The organism is Streptomyces sp. NBC_00775 (genome assembly GCF_036347135.1).
Taxonomy (GTDB): Bacteria; Actinomycetota; Actinomycetes; order Streptomycetales; family Streptomycetaceae; genus Streptomyces; species Streptomyces lutosisoli.
Genome location: NZ_CP108938.1, coordinates 9,443,424 through 9,459,759, shown reverse-complemented (window position 1 = coordinate 9,459,759; position 16,336 = coordinate 9,443,424). Strand labels below are relative to the sequence as shown.

The 16,336-nt window shown below is 72.4% G+C and carries 12 protein-coding genes and 1 pseudogene; 4 read left to right on the top strand and 9 right to left on the bottom strand.

Annotation, left to right across the window (positions count from 1 at the left end; translation table 11 throughout):
- Positions 1–50: 50 nt before the first annotated feature.
- Both OIC96_RS42045 and OIC96_RS42040 read right to left on the bottom strand, forming a co-directional pair.
- Positions 51–656, bottom strand: coding sequence for a sigma-70 family RNA polymerase sigma factor (locus OIC96_RS42045; RefSeq protein ID WP_406501338.1), 606 nt, complete (start codon positions 654–656; stop codon positions 51–53).
- Between the two features lie 134 nt (positions 657–790).
- Positions 791–1,432, bottom strand: a complete 642-nt coding sequence (locus OIC96_RS42040) for a hypothetical protein (protein WP_330302801.1) — start codon at positions 1,430–1,432, stop codon at positions 791–793.
- Between the two features lie 137 nt (positions 1,433–1,569).
- Here OIC96_RS42040 and OIC96_RS42035 point away from each other — a divergent pair, with 137 nt between their 5' ends.
- Positions 1,570–1,911 carry a hypothetical protein gene (locus OIC96_RS42035; RefSeq protein ID WP_327426794.1) on the top strand — a complete coding sequence of 114 codons (342 nt, stop codon included), beginning with the start codon at positions 1,570–1,572 and terminating at the stop codon, positions 1,909–1,911.
- Here OIC96_RS42035 and efeB read toward each other — a convergent pair.
- Both efeB and efeU read right to left on the bottom strand, forming a co-directional pair.
- Positions 1,842–3,122, bottom strand: a complete 1,281-nt coding sequence (gene efeB, locus OIC96_RS42030) for an iron uptake transporter deferrochelatase/peroxidase subunit (protein ID WP_330302802.1) — start codon at positions 3,120–3,122, stop codon at positions 1,842–1,844. The genes OIC96_RS42035 and efeB overlap by 70 nt on opposite strands.
- A gap of 73 nt (positions 3,123–3,195) precedes the next feature.
- The gene (gene efeU / locus OIC96_RS42025; RefSeq protein ID WP_330309996.1) at positions 3,196–5,277 is read right to left on the bottom strand and encodes an iron uptake transporter permease EfeU; all 2,082 of its coding nucleotides are present in this window, start codon (positions 5,275–5,277) and stop codon (positions 3,196–3,198) included.
- A gap of 529 nt (positions 5,278–5,806) precedes the next feature.
- On the opposite strand from efeU, the gene OIC96_RS42020 reads away from it, so the two are divergent.
- Positions 5,807–7,624, top strand: a complete 1,818-nt coding sequence (locus OIC96_RS42020; RefSeq protein ID WP_330309997.1) for a phosphatidylglycerol lysyltransferase domain-containing protein — start codon at positions 5,807–5,809, stop codon at positions 7,622–7,624.
- On the opposite strand, the pseudogene tatA reads toward OIC96_RS42020, so the two are convergent.
- The 3 genes and pseudogenes from tatA to OIC96_RS42005 all read right to left on the bottom strand — a co-directional run.
- Positions 7,578–7,745: pseudogene (tatA, locus tag OIC96_RS49985) on the bottom strand (Sec-independent protein translocase subunit TatA); the annotation flags it as partial. The gene OIC96_RS42020 and the pseudogene tatA overlap by 47 nt on opposite strands.
- 141 nt (positions 7,746–7,886) lie before the next feature.
- Complete coding sequence (locus tag OIC96_RS42010; protein ID WP_330302803.1) at positions 7,887–10,235, bottom strand: ABC transporter permease; 2,349 nt, start codon at positions 10,233–10,235, stop codon at positions 7,887–7,889.
- Entirely contained in the window at positions 10,232–10,924 is a 693-nt protein-coding gene (locus OIC96_RS42005; RefSeq protein ID WP_330302804.1) for an ABC transporter ATP-binding protein, read from the bottom strand. The genes OIC96_RS42010 and OIC96_RS42005 overlap by 4 nt, the downstream gene beginning before the upstream one ends.
- Before the next feature lie 221 nt (positions 10,925–11,145).
- Between OIC96_RS42005 and OIC96_RS42000 the strand changes: the two genes are divergently transcribed.
- Together OIC96_RS42000 and OIC96_RS41995 are read left to right on the top strand one after the other, a co-directional pair.
- Positions 11,146–12,555 carry a sensor histidine kinase gene (locus OIC96_RS42000; RefSeq protein WP_330302805.1) on the top strand — a complete coding sequence of 470 codons (1,410 nt, stop codon included), beginning with the start codon at positions 11,146–11,148 and terminating at the stop codon, positions 12,553–12,555.
- Between the two features lie 5 nt (positions 12,556–12,560).
- Positions 12,561–13,283, top strand: a complete 723-nt coding sequence (locus tag OIC96_RS41995; RefSeq protein ID WP_406502240.1) for a response regulator — start codon at positions 12,561–12,563, stop codon at positions 13,281–13,283.
- On the opposite strand, the gene mgtA is transcribed toward OIC96_RS41995, so the two are convergent.
- Both mgtA and OIC96_RS41985 read right to left on the bottom strand, forming a co-directional pair.
- On the bottom strand, positions 13,246–15,960 hold the full coding sequence (gene mgtA / locus OIC96_RS41990; RefSeq protein ID WP_406501339.1) for a magnesium-translocating P-type ATPase: 2,715 nt from the start codon (positions 15,958–15,960) through the stop codon (positions 13,246–13,248). The two genes, OIC96_RS41995 and mgtA, sit on opposite strands and share 38 nt — an antisense overlap.
- Positions 15,944–16,327 carry an ArsR/SmtB family transcription factor gene (locus tag OIC96_RS41985; protein WP_330302807.1) on the bottom strand — a complete coding sequence of 128 codons (384 nt, stop codon included), beginning with the start codon at positions 16,325–16,327 and terminating at the stop codon, positions 15,944–15,946. Before OIC96_RS41985 ends, mgtA begins: the two co-directional genes overlap by 17 nt.
- Positions 16,328–16,336: the final 9 nt, after the last annotated feature.

Below are 16,336 nucleotides of genomic sequence, written 5' to 3'. Positions count from 1 at the left end.
GTCCCGCCCATGCGGCGGACACCGGCACCCTTCTTTTTTCAGGTCTTTTTTCAGGCGGCCGGCGCGGCCGGATCCTCGGCCTCGGTGAGCAGCGTGCCCAGGGTCGCCCGGGCACGTGCCACGCGCGAGCGGACTGTTCCGATGGGGCAGTTGCTGACCGCCGCCGCCTCGGCGTAGGGCAGCCCCATCAGCTGGGTGAGGACGAACGCCTCGCGACGGTCGTCGGGCAGCACGGCCAGCAGGTCGAGCAGCGCGATGCCGTCGTCGAAGCCGGGCAGGTCGCGCGGCTGCACGAGGTCCGCCGCCAGCTGCCAGTCACGGGTGTCGCTCAGCCTGGGCCGGGCGGCGGCATGCCGGAAGCTGTCGATCACCGCGCGGCGGGCGATGGCCAGCAGCCAGGCGCGGGCCGAGGAGCGTCCCTCGAACCGGTGCAGGCTGCCGAGCGCCCGCAGGAACGTGTCCTGGGCCAGGTCGTCGGCGGCCTGAGGGTCCGAGCTGAGGTGTGCGACGTAGCGCAGGACGTCTCGGTGCAGGGCGCGTACGAAACGTTCGACGGCGTCGGGGTCGCCGCCACGGGCGGCCAGCGCCCAGGCGGTTATCGACTCGTCCACCGACGCCGTGTCGTCGAGCGGGACGGGCAGGGCAGAAGTGATCACCAGGTGTCCTTCTCGGGTCATCCGTGATCCGGACCGGCGCCGGGGCACGGTGGTCCGGTGTGGGGTACGGCCGTACGGAGAGGTACGGCGGATGCCCGAAGCGCGCGGGGAGGCGCTTCGGGGAACCGGCTGTCTCAGACGACAGCGGTCCCCACGGGCGGACCCCGGGAAGTGATCGCGTGAACGAGAAGGAGGCGCCGCGGCGCCCGGTCCGAGAAGCGACGGCGTACACGGATGCGCGGACGGTGCGGGGGCGCGGGCAGGGCGAGCAGCAGCCGCAGTGGCGCGGCCAGCCGGCCGGCCACCGCCCGCAGCGTGCGGAACGCGGCGCGCTCGCCGTACGCGAGCCAGACGCCGCACAGCAGCGCGGCCAGCAGGTGGGCGGCGAGCATGCCGAACGAGGAGGCGCCGCCCGTCTCGTGCCCCGTGCGCCCCATGTTCATGGCGCTCATGTCGTGCCCCATGGAGGCCATCGACATGCCGTTCATGGTCATCGCGTCCATCGAGCCGGAGCCCGAGGCCGCCGACCGGGCGAACGAGAACGCCGAGTGGAGCACACCCTGGGCGGCGACCACCACGGACACGATCAGCGGAAGCCCGCGCTCACGGCCGGCCAGGCACCAGCCCGTGCCGCCCGTGGCCGCGGCTCCAGCGACCATCGCCCACCAGGCCACCGAGGAGCCGGACATCATCACGTGCCCCAGGGCGGCGAGCAGCACACAGACGGCCGCGAACATCGCGGCCCGTACCGTGCGAGAACACCACCCAGCAGTCATGACGGCCCTCATCCTTGCATCCGGCGTCCGGTCGCCATGGGTGGGTACGGAAACTCGAGCCCTCCTGCCCGGAACGACCATGACCCTACGTGTTGTAGGGTCCTGGTCGTGAGCGTCTTGCCCGACAGGGGGATCTCTTGAAGGAACGTGGCGCCGGGCGCACGGGCCGCGGACCGCTGTCCGTACTGGCCCTGCTCGTGCCGAGCCTCGGGGTCGCCGCGGTGGGCGTGTACCACCTGTGCGGGTTCGACCTGCACGCCCTGCACGGGCGCCCGCACCTCGACGACGGGCTGACCATGGCGGGCGTGATCATGGCCGTCGTGACGGCGGGAGCCGCCTTGGGGGATCTCCTGTGGTGGGCGGCGACACGCGACCGCCCGGCCGGGGACAGCGGGGAGCCCTGTCCGCCTCAGCCCTTGAGGAGCCCGCGGCCCAGCCAGTCCGAGTGGTTGCGCACGCCCGGCAGGGCGAAGAAGTAGCCGCCCCCGGTGGGGGTGATGTAGTCGACGAGCGGCTCGTCGATCAACCGCTCCTGGGTCGCCTCGAACTGGCGGACCACGTCCTGCTGGTAGCAGCAGAAGAGCAGTCCCATGTCGAGGTTGCCCGCCTTGTCCATGCCCCGGTCGTAGTTGTACCCGCGGCGCAGGATCCGGGTCGTGTCGGTCTTCGCCGTACGGGGGTTGGCGAGGCGGATGTGGGCGTCGAGCGGGATCGCCTGCCCCTGCGGGTCCTTGGTGTAGCGCGGGAGGTCCGTCTCGCGCGCGCCGTCGAGCGGGGCTCCGGTGTCACGGCGGCGGCCGATCATCTTCTCCTGCTCGGTGAGCGAGACCCGGTCCCAGAACTCCACCAGCATGCGGATGACGCGTACGACCTGGTAGCTGCCGCCGACCGCCCAGTCCGGTTCGCCCGTGGCGCCGGTGACCCAGACCAGCTTGTCCATCTCACGGGCGGAGGCCGTGTCGGGGTTGGCGATGCCGTCCTTGAAGCCGAGGAAGTTGCGCTGCGCGCCGGTCGGCCGGGAGGGGTTCTGGAAGCCGTCGACGCGCCATTTGATCTGCATTCCGCCGCGCGTGTGGCGGGCGATGTCGCGCAGGGCGTGCAGCACGGTGTCGGAGTTCGCGGCGCACAGCTGGAGCGACAGGTCGCCGTGGCATTCGGCGGCGTCCAGGTTGTCGTTGGGGAAGGTGCGCATCGGCTTGAGGTGGCGCGGCATGCGGTCGGCGAGGCCGTAACGGTCGTCGAAGAGCGAGGCGCCGACGCCCACGGTGACGGTGAGGTCGTCGGTGGGCAGGTCGGGGCCGAGCAGACCGCTGTCGGACGGCGGGGCGCCGACGCCCAGGTCGGCGGGGGTGCCGCCGGCGGTGAGGAAGCGGGCCCGTTCGGTGATCGTGCGCAGCAGGCCGGCGAGTTCGGCCCGGTTGTCTGCGATGACGTCGAAGGAGACGATGGCGGCGGCCTTGGGCGCGGGCGTGGTGATGCCGGCCTGGTGGGCGCCGTGGAACGCCACCTTGCCGCCGCCGGTGTGGGCCGCTGCCGCCGGGGTGGCGCCGCCCGCTATCCCGGCCCCGGCGAGTCCCGCACCGGCGAGCGCGGCCCCGGCCGCGCCCACACCGAGCGCGGTCCTGGCGAACGTACGACGGCCGAAGGGGCAGCTGCCCTGCGGGGCTTGGTCCTGGCTCGGGGTGGTCATCTCGGGAGGGTCCTCTCCTGCGGGCGCATGGTCCCGGTGCTGCGGGGGGTGACGGTCGGCGCTGGTGGGTCGCTCACGCGGCCTTGCGGATCTCCAGGAGGTCCGGGATCGGGGCGAGTTCCTCCAGCAGCCGGCCGAGCGAGCCGTTGAGGCGCTGCCGGTCGGCGGCCGGAACCTTGTCCAGGGGCGTCCAGGTGCCGTCCTTGCCCCGCTGGGCGAGTACCAGTCGCTCCGTGCGCTTCATCCAGGTGTCCACGGCCGGGGTGACCCCGGGGTCGCGCTTGTCGATCAACGGGCGGAGCAGGCCGAGCAGTTCGCGGGTGCCGTCGAGATTGGCCTCGGTGGTGGCGAGTTCCGTGCCGCTGCCGTAGTCGGCGCTGCCGCTCAGTTCGCGGTGCAGGGTGTTCTCGAGGATCTCGTGGGTGCGCAGCGGCAGGTCGCCCGGGTCGAAGTCCTGCTTCGGGAAGTCCGTGCGCAGCGCGGCGACGTCGGAGGTGAGCCGCTTGGCGTACGGCGCGAGGGCGGCGGCGGATTCGCCGTGCCACAGGCCGTATTCGATGCGGTGGAAGCCGGTGAAGGCCGGGTCCGTGACGCCTCCGGCGAGTCCGGCCGTACGGCCGTTGATCTTCGCGTCGAAGTCGGCGAACGTGCCGTAGGCGGCGCCGAGCGAGGCGTACTGCTGATGTGCGGGCAGCCAGTCCTCGCGGGCCTTGTCGAGCTTCTTCGCGTCGATGTCGCTCTGCAGGGCGCGCGTCCTGGTCAGCAGGCCGGTCAGGCCCTGGTCGACGTACTTCCGGTAGGCGGCCAGCGGCGCCGCGAGGTCCTTCTCCGAGACCGGCAGTACGGCACGGGTGGTGCCGCCCGAACTGACGCGGACCGCGGCCGAGGTGACCGCCTTCCCGCCGCTGGGGACACAACGCCAGGCGTACGAACCGGTCCCGACGGTGGCGATCAGCGCACGGGTGGTGCCGGGGGCGATGCCCTCGACCTCGCCGTAGACGGCGTTGCTGACCGGGTCGATGAGGTAGATCTCGGAGGTACGGCTGCCGCTGTTGCGCACCTGGAAGGTCTGGCGGCCCGGCTCGGGCGCCGTGAATCCCTTGCCGCAGTCGGCGGCCGCGACCTCGATGACCGGCGTCCCCGAGGCGGGCTTTCCGTCGCTCACCGCGATGGCGACACCGGCGATCAGGGCCGGGACGCCGAGGAGGGCGACGGGGATGGTCCAGCGCGGGACGCGGCGGGAGGCCTTGGACTCGGACTTCGCTGCCGCGGGCTCGGAACCGGCGGTCGCCGGTGCGGGCTTCGCCTCGGCGCCGGCGGCCGGCTTCGCGGGAGCGGGAGCCGTCGCCCGTACGCCGCGTACGAAGAGTGTCATCACGACGGCCAGATAGGCGACGTAGACGGAGATCTGAAGCCAGGTCATCTGCGGGGTGAGGTTGAGCGTCCCCTGGACGACGGTGACGTACCAGGAGCTGGGGTCGAGGTGCGCCGACAGATCGAAGGCGTACGCCGTTCCGCCCGGCAGCAGGGTGGATTCCTGGAGGTCGCGCGTCCCGTACCCGAGGACACCCGCGGCGATGACGATGAGCACGATGCCGGTGAAGGTGAAGAACCGCGTCAGATTGATGTGCAGGACCCGTCGGTACAGGCCCCAGCACAGCGCCGTCGCGATCAGCAGACCGGCCGCCGCTCCGGTGAGCGGGCCGGACGAACTCCCCGCGGCCTGCGCCGTGGTCCACAGGAACAGCGCGGTCTCCAGCCCCTCGCGCCCCACGGCGAGGAACGAGGTGAGGACCAGGACGCCCGCGCCCATGCCGAGTGCGGCGGTGACCTTCTCCTTGATCTCGCCGGAGAAGGTCCGGGCCGAGCGCCGCATCCAGAACACCATGGCGGTGACGAACACGACCGCGATCAGACTGAGCGTGCCTCCGAACGCCTCCTGAGCCTTCCCGGACAGGTTCGCGGAGGTGAAGGTCAGGATCGCGCCGAAGCTCATGGACAGCCCGACGGCGGCGGCGACTCCCGTCCACACATGGGGCAGCCGGGCGCGCCGGCCCGACCGCACGAGTGTGGCGACCAGCACCGAGACGATCAGGCCCGCTTCCAGTCCCTCACGAAGACCGATCAGAAAGCTGGGAAACGCGTCGTCCCACACCACAGGCCTCTCCGAAGCAGCACGTTCGCGGCCGGACGGCCGCAAACGGGGCTTAGTGTAGGCATGCCTAAGTTGCCGTCAATGTGGTGTGCAAAACCCGACACACCGGACGAGTGATCCTTCCGGGCGGCGACAGCGCGCCGCGAGCGCTCAACTCGGCGCCCCGGCAGGAGATTCGAACACTCCCTGCCGCAAGGCTCTGACCTGCGGCAACGTCACAGCCGACCGCCACGCGCCGGGCGCGGGAGCCGGCAGCGGGCGCGCCTTCGCCGCAGGGCGGCGCAACAGGCCCATCCCTTCGGCCAGTCCAGTGGCGCGGCAACTCTTACCACCCCCTTACCCCCCAGCCTCGCGATAACCCTCCTCTTCCCTACAACATGTAGGGTTCCCCGCCTCTGTCCCCCACCGGTTCGCCCGGCCTCTCCCAAGGTGATGCTCCACGGTGTCCGTACAACAGTCAGCGCTCATCCCGGAACAGCGGAACCCGAGGCCGCGCCGGTTCGGCCCGCCCGGACGGCCGTCCACCGCCATACGCCTGCGGGCGGCGGCGTTCACCGTCTGGTACCTGCGGCTGCTCGCGCTTCTCAACATTGTCGCGGTGGTCTCGCTGCCGTTCCGCGAAGAGGTGCATGAGCACAACGGAGGTGAGTTCTTCACCCCCTATCTGGCCACCGCCGGGCTGATCTCGGCGGCGCTGGCCCTGTTCCTCGCCCTCGTGATGCGGCGCCGCAAGCGGGCCGCGTGGATCTTCAACGTGCTGCTGGCCGGCCCCCTCTTCGCGCTGTATGTCGTGGCGCTGACCCAGGAGCGGTATCAACGGCACGGCTTCAACTGGATCTCGGCCCTGCTCACCGGTCTCTTCGTCGCCGCCCTGCTGCTCGGGCGCACGGAGTTCCACGCCGTCGGGGACCGCTCCAACCCCCGGCTCGCGCTGGCGGTGGGAGCCGGCGGCCTGCTGGTCAGTGCCACCCTCGGCACCCTGCTCGTGAGCGCCACCAACCGCGTGTCCGGGACACCGCTCAGCGACCGGATCGCGTACACCCTGCTGCGCGGGGTCAGCGTCGGCCCGCTCGCCGACCGCTTCGACAGCGTGGTCGCACCCCGCTGGGTGGACGTACTGGTCAACGCCCTGATCGCCGCGACCTTCCTCCTCGTGCTGTACGCCTGCTTCCGCGCACCGCGCGGCCGTGAACTCCTGGGCGAGGAGGACGAGTCGCGTCTGCGGGAGCTGTTGGACCGGCACGGCGAACGGGACTCACTGGGGTACTTCGCGCTGCGCCGCGACAAGGCGGTCATGTGGTCCCCGAGCGGCAAGGCGGCGATCGCCTACCGGGTCGTCGGCGGCGTGACCCTGGCCTCGGGCGACCCGATCGGCGACCCCGAGGCGTGGCCCGGCGCGATCGAGGAATGGCTCAAGGAGGCGCGCCGCCACGCATGGACGCCCGCGGTGATGGGCGCGAGCGAGGAGGCCGGCACCATCTACGCCCGGCACGGCCTGGACGCCCTCGAACTCGGCGACGAAGCCATCGTGGACCGGGCCGACTTCACCCTGGAGGGGCGCGCGATGCGGGGCGTCCGACAGGCGCACAACCGCGTCCGCCGGGCCGGTTACACCGTGCGCGTCCGGCGGCACGCGGACATCCCCGAGGCCGAGATGGCCGCCCTGACCGACAAGGCGGACCACTGGCGCGACGGCGAGACCGAGCGTGGCTTCTCCATGGCGCTCGGGCGGCTCGGCGACCCGGCCGACGGGCGCTGCGTCATGCTGGAGTGCCACGACGGCGAGGGCGAGCCGCGGGCCGTGCTGAGCTTCGTGCCGTGGGGCGAGCGGGGGCTGTCGCTGGACCTGATGCGCCGCGACCGGAACTCCGAGAACGGGCTCATGGAGTTCATGGTCATCGAACTGCTGCTGCGCGCCCAGGAGATCGGCGTCGAGCGGGTTTCCCTGAACTTCGCGATGTTCCGGTCCGTCTTCGAGCGCGGCACCCGGCTGGGCGCCGGACCCGTACTGCGGCTGTGGTGCTCGGTGCTGACGTTTCTCTCGCGCTGGTGGCAGCTCGAATCCCTCTACCGGGCCAACGCCAAGTACCGGCCGGTCTGGGAACCGCGCTACATCCTCTTCGAGAAGAGCAGCGACATCCCCCGCATCGGCATGGCCGCGGCGCGCGCGGAGGGGTTCCTCACCCCGCCCGCGCTGCCCCGGCGTGGATTCAGTGCGCGGCGCCCGAGGCCTCCGCGGCAGAGTGAGGCACGGTCGGCTCCTCGGCTGTCCGGACAACCGCCGGCGCCGCTTGCGGTGCCGGCGACTCGGGGTTCTCGTCCTTCATCGCCTTCGCCTCGCTCTTGAGGATGCGCATCGACTTGCCGAGCGCGCGGGCGGTGTCGGGCAGTTTCTTCGAGCCGAACAGCACGACGAGCACGATCGCCACGATCAGCAGGTGCCAGGGTTCCAGTCCGTTGCGGAGCATCGCGCCCCCACCCTTCCTCGCATCGGTCGGGGGCGCGCCGGACCGGCCGCCATCCCATGATGGTTGCTACTTTGCGCAACTGTACAACCATGGGGTGGAGCAGCCGCCTCCGCGCTTTCTCTTCGGTCCGAAAGGCTTTTCCTATTCGGTGCGCAAGGCGGTGGCCGTGCGGGTCCGGGCCGCCCAGCCCGCCGGCAGCAGCGCGCCCAGAACGGCGATGAACAGCCCGCCGAGCGCGAGCAGGACCAGTTCGGGCGTGCGGTAGACGGCGATGACGGAGTCGGGCAGGTTCAGCCCGGCGCTGTGCCCCATGGCGGGCATCACCCAGCCGTGCAGGGCCACGCCGAGCGGCACGCCGAGGGCGCCACCGACGAGCCCGGTCACGACGACCGAGGTCACGACCATGACGACGGTCTGTCGCGGGGTCATCCCGAGGGCCTTGTGGATTCCGAGGTCGCGGACCCGTTCGCGGGTGTCGAGGACGACGCCGTTGAGCACGCCCAGGCCGGCGACGGAGACGAGCATCAGCGTGAGCATCGCCGTCAGCGCGTCGAGAATGGCGACCGTGCCGCTCCCGTCGGCTGTCCTGCGGGCCTCGGCGGTGACTCCCAGGGGCCGCAGCTGGGCGTTGAGCTTGTGGATGTACGCCGGTACGTCCGTGCCCGCCTTCACCGCGATGTGGTGGCTCTCGACCCGCAGGCCCGGTTCCGCGGCCGTGAGTGTCGCCCGCTCGGTGAAGACCTCCATGCCCTGGTTGTGCGTGTCGAGGACCTCGCCGACGATCCGGACGGTGACCGCGCTGCCGTGGTCGTTCAGGACGACGGTGTCCCCGACCTTGGTGCCCGTCGCGGTCAAGAAGGGCGTCGGGACCACGGCCTCGCCGGACGTCGCGAACCAGCGCCCCGAGACCATCTCGTAGCCACCCCAGGACGCGTCGCCGGTGAACGCGAAGACGCTGAGGGAACCGGCCGCTCCGGAGACGGTGGCCTGTGTCGTGGCGATGCCGTAGTACTTCCCGGTCCCCGGCTGGGAGTTGATGGCCGCGACGATCGCGGCAGGGTCGGCCGTGACCTGTCTCTCGGTGGCTGGGCGAACGGGGCCCTGCGGTCCCGAGACGCCGATGGTGACGTCGGCGGCGTTGTGCTCCCGTGCGGTCATCACCTCGCCGAGCGACGAGGCCAGACCGACGGCGAAGGTGACGGCCACGGCGCCGAACACGACGGTCGCGCACATGACGGATGCCCGGGCGGGCCGGGCGAAGGGACGGGCCAGCCCGAGGCCGACCGGCCTCGACACCGGCAACCGGGCACCCAGCCCGGCCGCCCATCGACCCCGCCCGGCAGACGGCGTACGGCCGACGGCGAGGGCGTCCACCGTGCGCAGCCGCCCCACCCGCCACGCGGCCGCCCACGCCGTGACCGTCACAAGTCCCAGCGCCCCCGCGATCACGGCGGCGTCGACCCAGGGCTCGACGGCCGATCCGCCCGTGCTGTAGGCGTTCGCGGTCTCGGACAGCACCGGAACGGCGGCGAGGTGGCCCGCGACGACACCGAGCGCGGTGCCGATCGCGGCCGGGATCAGGGCTTGGCCCACGTAGGCCCGTACGACCTGGGGCGGGGTGAATCCGACGGCCTTGAGGATGCCGATGCGCCGCAGCCCCGCACCGACCGTCCCGGCGACCACGTTGCCGACGATGAGCACCGACATGACCAGGCCCAGGATGCCGAAGGCGAGGAGGAACGGGACGAACAGCGCGGTCTCGCGGTCGGCCGCCTTCTTTACGGTCAGCCAGGACTGCGCCCCGGTCACCGACCCGGCGGGGACGGCGGCGGTCACCGCGCGGCGGCCCGCGGCGACCTGCGCGGCGGTGTCCGCCGTGGTGAGGCGGTACAGCATCTCGTAGCCGCCGGCCCGGCCCTTCGGCGTCAGCGCGGCGATCTGGGAGGGGACCACCCACGCGTCGCCGGTCCGGCTGGCCGACCGGGCCAGCCCGACCACCTTCAGGGTCGGGCTTCCAGGAAGACCGGGGAACGTGAGGCGCCGGCCCATGCTCGGGAAGGGCTGGGAACCGTCCGAGATCACGATCTCGCCGGGGCGCCCGGCCCACCGTCCCTCGGTCAGCGCGACCTGGTCGACTCCGGCGCCCGGACCGCTCCGGCCGACGACCGTCATCGGCACCCCGTCGATGCCCTCGTCGGTGTGCGGCGTGACCGTCGCCGTACGGAACGGGCCGGACGCCTCGGCGACCCGCGCCGCATCCGCCGAGGCGGACAGCTGCGCGGCCGTGGCCCGGCTCGCGTCGAACTGCACGGACAGATGCGCGCCGTGCTCGTGGCCGAAGGCGTGGTCGAAGGGCGCGCTGGAGGCCACCAGAAGGGAACCGCCGAGGACAGAGGCGGTCACCGCCATCATCATGGTCAGCCCGATCACGAGTGACTGCACCCGACGGCGTCCGACACCCGAGCGCACGACGCGGCCCAGCGCGGTCATCGGACCACCTCCGGCCGGACGTCCTCGGTGATCCGGCCGTCGACGAGCTGGATCGTGCGGGTGGTGCACGACCGGGCCAGGGCGAGGTCGTGGGTGACCACGACAAGAGTCTGGCCGTCGGCGTTGAGCTCGGTGAACAGTTCGCTCACGTCCTCCCCGGAGGCCGTGTCCAGCGCGCCGGTCGGCTCGTCGGCCAGCAGCAGGGGTGGACGGTTCATCAGGGCCCTTGCCACCGCGACGCGTTGGCGCTCGCCGCCGGACAGACGGCCCGGGCAGGCGCGGGCGTGCCGGTCGATACCGAGCGTTTCGAGCAGTTCCGCCGCGCGCCGGTGTGCCTCTTTGCGTTCCATGCCCGCCAGTTGGGCCGGCAGGACGACGTTGTCGGCGACGGTCAGGTCGTCGAGCAGGTTGAAGAACTGGAACACCATGCCGATCTTGGCCCGCCGGTAGCGCGCCGCCGCGGCCTCGCCCAGCCCGTCGACGCGTACGCCGTCCACGGTGACCGTTCCGGCGTCCGGCCGGTCCAGGCCCGCGATCAGGTTGAGCAGCGTGGACTTGCCGCTGCCGGACGGCCCGAGGATCGCGACGGCCTCACCGGTCCGGACGGTCAGCGACGCGTCGTGCAGCGCGGGCGGCCCGTCGTCGTAGGCGCGACTCACGTCGCGCAGTTCGATCACCGGCGTGGTCATGGTGTCTCCCTCGATCCGGACAACTGGCCATGTGGACCTGTGGATTGGGTCATGTGGCCATGTGGTCGTGTGGCCTGTCGGACGCTAGGCGAGCTGCCGATACGGGCGCGTCGGTCGGCCGAGTCATTTCCGGTACCGCGTCCGGACGAGAGCGCCCCAGGTCATCCCTGAGATGTAGGCGAGGGATGTATGCGGAGGTCGGACAGGGGTCGGCAAGGAGGATGCCGTCGCGCGCGGACCTCGGCGAGAATGAGCCGGTGAAGAGCGCGTCGGTGGCGGAGCGACTGCGGGACGGGGCAGGGGTGTTGAGGCACCCGCCCTGGGACGAGGGCGCGGCCCGGCCGCCCGAGCACCCGCCGTACCACCCTCTGCGGGAAGCGGTACGGCTGTTGAGGCTCCAGACCGGCCCGCTGCCACGGCCCACCTCGCGCGGCATCGCCTTCGACATCACTCTGACGCTGGTCCTCGGTATCACCATGCTCTACTGGGCCGCGGACCGCGGGGCGGACCTGCTCCGCGACGCCCCTGACGGCGTTGCCCCACTGGTCCCGACAGCCACCGGCAGTCTCATCGCCGCACTGACCCTGGCGGTCATCGCCTCGGCCCCGCTGGTGTTCCGCCGCCGGTATCCGCTCGCGATGCTGTGGATCGTCACAGGCGCGGCCGCCCTGACGCCGCACGACGCGCAGCGGATCGTCTTCTACCCGTGTGTCATCGCCGCCTACAGCGCGGCGGCCTTCGGCCCCTACCGCGTGGCGACGCTGGCGAGTCTGCCGGTGACGGCGTACACGGTCGGCACCGTCGGGGAGTCGGTCGGCACCCTCGGGGAGTCGGTGTCGCCCACGGTCCCCACCCAGTACGTCACGCTGCTCATCCTGGTCCCGTTGGTGGTGACGGCGAACGGGCTGCGCATGTGGAAACTCCGGGCGGACGAGAGCCGGGAGCGGATGTCGGCCCTGGAACGCGAGCGGGCCGAGGAGCTGCGCCGGGCCGCCGAACGCGAACGCGCCCGTATCGCCCGCGAACTCCACGACGTCGTCACCCACAACGTCAGCGTGATGGTCATCCAGGCCGGCGCCGCCCGCAAGGTCATGGACATCGCGCCCGACCAGGCCCGCGAGGCGCTGCTCGCCGTGGAGTCCGGCGGCCGGGCGGCGATGGCCGAACTGCGGCACGCCATGGGCCTGTTGACGACGGACGCCGACGGCCCGGACCCAGCCGCCACCGCGGACCTCGCGCCCCAGCCGGGCCTGGACCAACTTGACTCCCTGGTCGGAAGAGTGCGCGGCTCCGGCGTACCCGTCGAGCTGACGGTCACCGGGTCACCCCGTGCCCTGCCGTCCGGGGTCGGCCTGGCGGCGTACCGGGTGGTGCAGGAGGCGCTGACCAACACCGTGAAGCACGCGGCCGGTTCGACGGCGACGGTGGCCGTGGAGTACGGCGACGACCGGCTGCGGGTCGACATCCTGGACACCGGAGGCACCGCGGACGCCTCCGCGGCCACCGGAAACGGCCGTGGCCTGCTCGGCCTGCGCGAGCGGCTCGCCGTCTACGGCGGCACCCTGCACGCGGGACGGCGTCCCACCGGCGGCTACCGCGTGACCGCGCTGATCCCCCTGGAGACGGAGTGACCCCGGTGCACCACAGCGATCCCCTCGAAGGCCGAGCAGTGCCGGACCGGCCGCTGCGCGTGGTGGTCGCCGACGACCAGACGCTGGCCCGTACCGGCTTCCGGATGATCCTCATGGCCGACGGCATCGACGTGGTCGCCGAGGCGGCCGACGGAGCCGAAGCCGTCGCCGCCGTCCGGCGCACCCGGCCCGATGTCGTCCTGATGGACATCCGGATGCCGGAGCTGGACGGCCTGGAGGCCACCCGCCGTGTCCTGGACGGCGCCCCCGACGCACCGCGCGTGATCATCCTGACCACCTTCGACCTCGACGACCTTGTCTACGCGGCGCTGTCCGCCGGGGCCAGCGGCTTCCTCCTCAAGGACGTCACGCCCGAACACCTGGTCTCCGCCGTCCGCATGGTCCGCTCCGGCGACGCGCTGCTGGCGCCGGCCATCACCCGCCGCCTGGTCGAGAGGTACGCCCGCCGCGGCCCCGAGGCCGCCGCGCTCCACCGCGACCTCGCCGCGCTGACCCCGCGCGAGCTCGAAGTCCTGCGCCTGCTCGCCCAGGGCCTGAGCAACACCGAGCTCGCGGCCCGTCTCCACCTCGCCGAGACGACCGTCAAGACCCACGTCGCCCGCATCCTCGCCAAACTCGGCCTCCGCGACCGCGTCCAGGCGGTCGTCACCGCCTACGAAACGGGTCTGGTCACCCCGAGCGGACCGCTCCCCTCCGGGCGGCCGTGAGCGCGACGGCGTACAGGGTGAGGACCGCGGCGAGGAGCACGTAGAAGAGGACCGGCAGCGCGGTCATGCCGAGGAGGGGGCCCAGCGGGGAGAGGGGCAGCAGCAGACCGGCGCCGGCGAGGGCGGCCGCGGCCCAGCTGACCGGGCCCGGGAGGCGACGGCCGGCGGCGGTACGGTCCTCAGCGGTACGGCGGCCGATGCGCAGGAGCAGCATGACCAGGGCCTGGGTCATCAGGTTCTCGGTGAACCAGCCGGAGTGGAACACCGTGGCGTCGTCCATGGTGTCCGGCCCGTTCAGGGCGAGCGCGAGCACCGCGAAGGTGGCCAGGTCGGCGACGGCGTTGAGCGCGCCGAAGCCGGTGATGAAGCGCAGGAAGGCGCGCGGCCGCAGCACGGTGGGGCGGCGCGGCGCGTCCGGGTGCGGACGGTCGTACGCGAAGGCGAGCTGTGCCGCGTCGAAGCACAGGTTCTGCGCCAGGACCTGCGCGGGGAGCATCGGCAGGAAGGGCAGCAGCAGGCCTGCGGCGAGCATCGCGATGACGTTGCCGAGGTTCGAGGACAGCGTGCTGCGCAGATACGTGGCGATGGTGACGCTGCTGCGCCGTCCCGCCGTCACCGCGTGCTCGATCGCGGTGAGGTCCTTCTCGCCGAGGACCACGTCGGCGCTCTCCCGGGCCACGTCGACGGCGGCGCGCGGAGCGATCCCGACGTCGGCGGCGCGCAGCGCGGGCAGGTCGTTGACGCCGTCGCCGAGGAAGCCCACGGTGTGCCCGCCTGCCCGCAGGACGGCGGCGATCCGGGCCTTGTGCTCCGGGGCGCAGCGGGCGAAGACGGTCGTACGGCGGACGGTTTCGGCCAGTTCGGCGTCGCTGAGGGCGTCGATGCGGTCGGCCGCCACCGCCTCACCGGGTTCGAGGCCCAGGTCGCGGCAGGCGCGGGCCGCCGTGCCGGGGTGGTCGCCGGTGAGAACCTTGACGGTGATGCCGCGTGTGACGAGGGCCTTCAGCGCCTCCGCAGCGGTCGGGGCGAGCGCGTCGCGGAAGGTGAGGAAGCCGCGGAAGGTCAGACCGCGTTCGTCGGCGGGTGTGTAGTCGCGCATCCGGGCGGGGCATTCGGCGGTGGCGACCGCGAGCACCCGCAGCCCGTCGTCGGCCTCGCGTGCCGCGAGGGCGAACAGCCGCACCCGCTCGGCCTCTTCCAGTACGCACCTCTCCAGTACGTTCTCGACGGCGCCCTTGACCACGAGGGTGTGGACGCCGAGTCGGCACGGGTGGCGCACGACGGCCGTGGCGAGGCGGCGCACCGGATCGAAGGGCAGCGCCGCCACCCCGTCGTCCTGCTCCTCCTCCGGGGCGGCCGCGTCCAGGATCGCCTCGTCGAGGGCGTCCGGCGTGGGCAGTTCGGCCAGCTGGAGGGTCCACCAGGCATTGACGGCGGCCCAGCGCAGGACATCGGGGGCGTCCCGCCCCGCCCCGTCCAGGGCACGGTGGACGACCGGCCGGTCCTGGGTGAGGGTGCCGGTCTTGTCCAGGCACAGCACGTCGACCGCACCGAGGTCGTGCAGCGCGGGCAGCCGTTTGACGATCACCTTGTGGGTACGGGCCAGCGCCGACGCGCCACGCGCCAGACACGTGGTGACGACGACCGGCAGCATCTCGGGGGTCAGCCCGACCGCCACCGCGACGGCGAACGGCAAGGTCTCCACGCCCCGCCCGCGCAGCGCGGCATTGGCCATCAGCACCAACGGCGGCGTGAGCAGCATGAACCGGATGAGTACCCAGGAGATGCCGTGGACGGACCGGTCGAAGGCGCTCGGCTCGCGGCGTGACGGCGAGCCGACGCGGGCCGACGCGAATCTTGTACGTGCGCCCGTCGCGAGCACGACCGCGGTCCCGCCGCCGGTCGCCACGCTGCTGCCCTGGAAACAGAGCTGCCTCTGTGCGAAGACTCCGTCGTACGACGAGTACGACGAGTACGACGAGTACTTGGGGTTCGAGGCGTCCGAGGGGTTCGCTGAGTCCGGGGCGTTCGCGGCGTCCGGAACGTCTGCCGCGACCTTGGCGACCGCCGTCGACTCACCCGTCAGCGGAGCCTGCCGCACGGTCAGCCCACTCGCGCGCAGCAGCCGTACGTCGGCCGGGACCAGGTCCCCGGGGCCGAGCCTGATCACATCGCCCGGCACCAGCTCGCCGACCGGGATGTCCCGGGCCCGCGGAATCCCGTCCGGGTCGGCGCGCCGCAGCACGGTCGCGGTGGTGGCGACCAGCTCACGCAGCCCGGCCATGGACCGGTCGGCCCGGTGCTCCCCGGACGCGCGCAGCGCACAGCTGACCAGGACCAGGCACAGGGTCACGCACGCCGTCCCCCAGGCCGCCACAGCCGCCGAGACCAGCCCGAGGCACAGCAGCACCGCGGTGAAGGGGTCGCGCAGGCCGCGCACGAACAGGCGCGGCCACATATCCGTACGCCGGCCCGGAACCGTGTTCGCGCCGAAGCGGACCAGCCGCTCCTCCGCCTGCGCCTCGGTCAGTCCGCGAGGGCCGGTCTCCAGATGCCGCAGCACTTGGAGAGAGGTCAGCGCGGTGAGGTCGGGATGTGCCTCGTCGGCGGGCGACGCGCTCCCGCTCGGGCGCCGCCGCCCCACCGCCGTCGCGGCGGTCTCAGACTCCGAGGCCACGGATGCGACGCGCCGAACCCTGCCCGGCGGGGTCGGCGGCGTCGGCGGGTTCGGCGCGATCCGTCAGCTGGCCGACCATGAGCCGTACGACCGTCACCACGTCCGGGTCGTCGACGAAGTAGATCTGTCTCCGGCCCGCGCGCCGGGACCGCACGAGACCGGCGAGTTTCAGCTTGGTCAGATGCTGGCTCACCGCGGGCAGCGCCCCGCCGACCCGCTCCGCGAGCCCGGTCACATCGCTCTCGCCCTGCGCCAGCGCCCAGACGATGTGCAGCCGCGCCGAGGACGCGAGCAGCCCGAAGGCCGCGGCCGCCTCCGCCAGCACCTCGGCGGACGGATCCTTCAAGCCGCCGACCTCTGCCGCCACCGCTGTGCC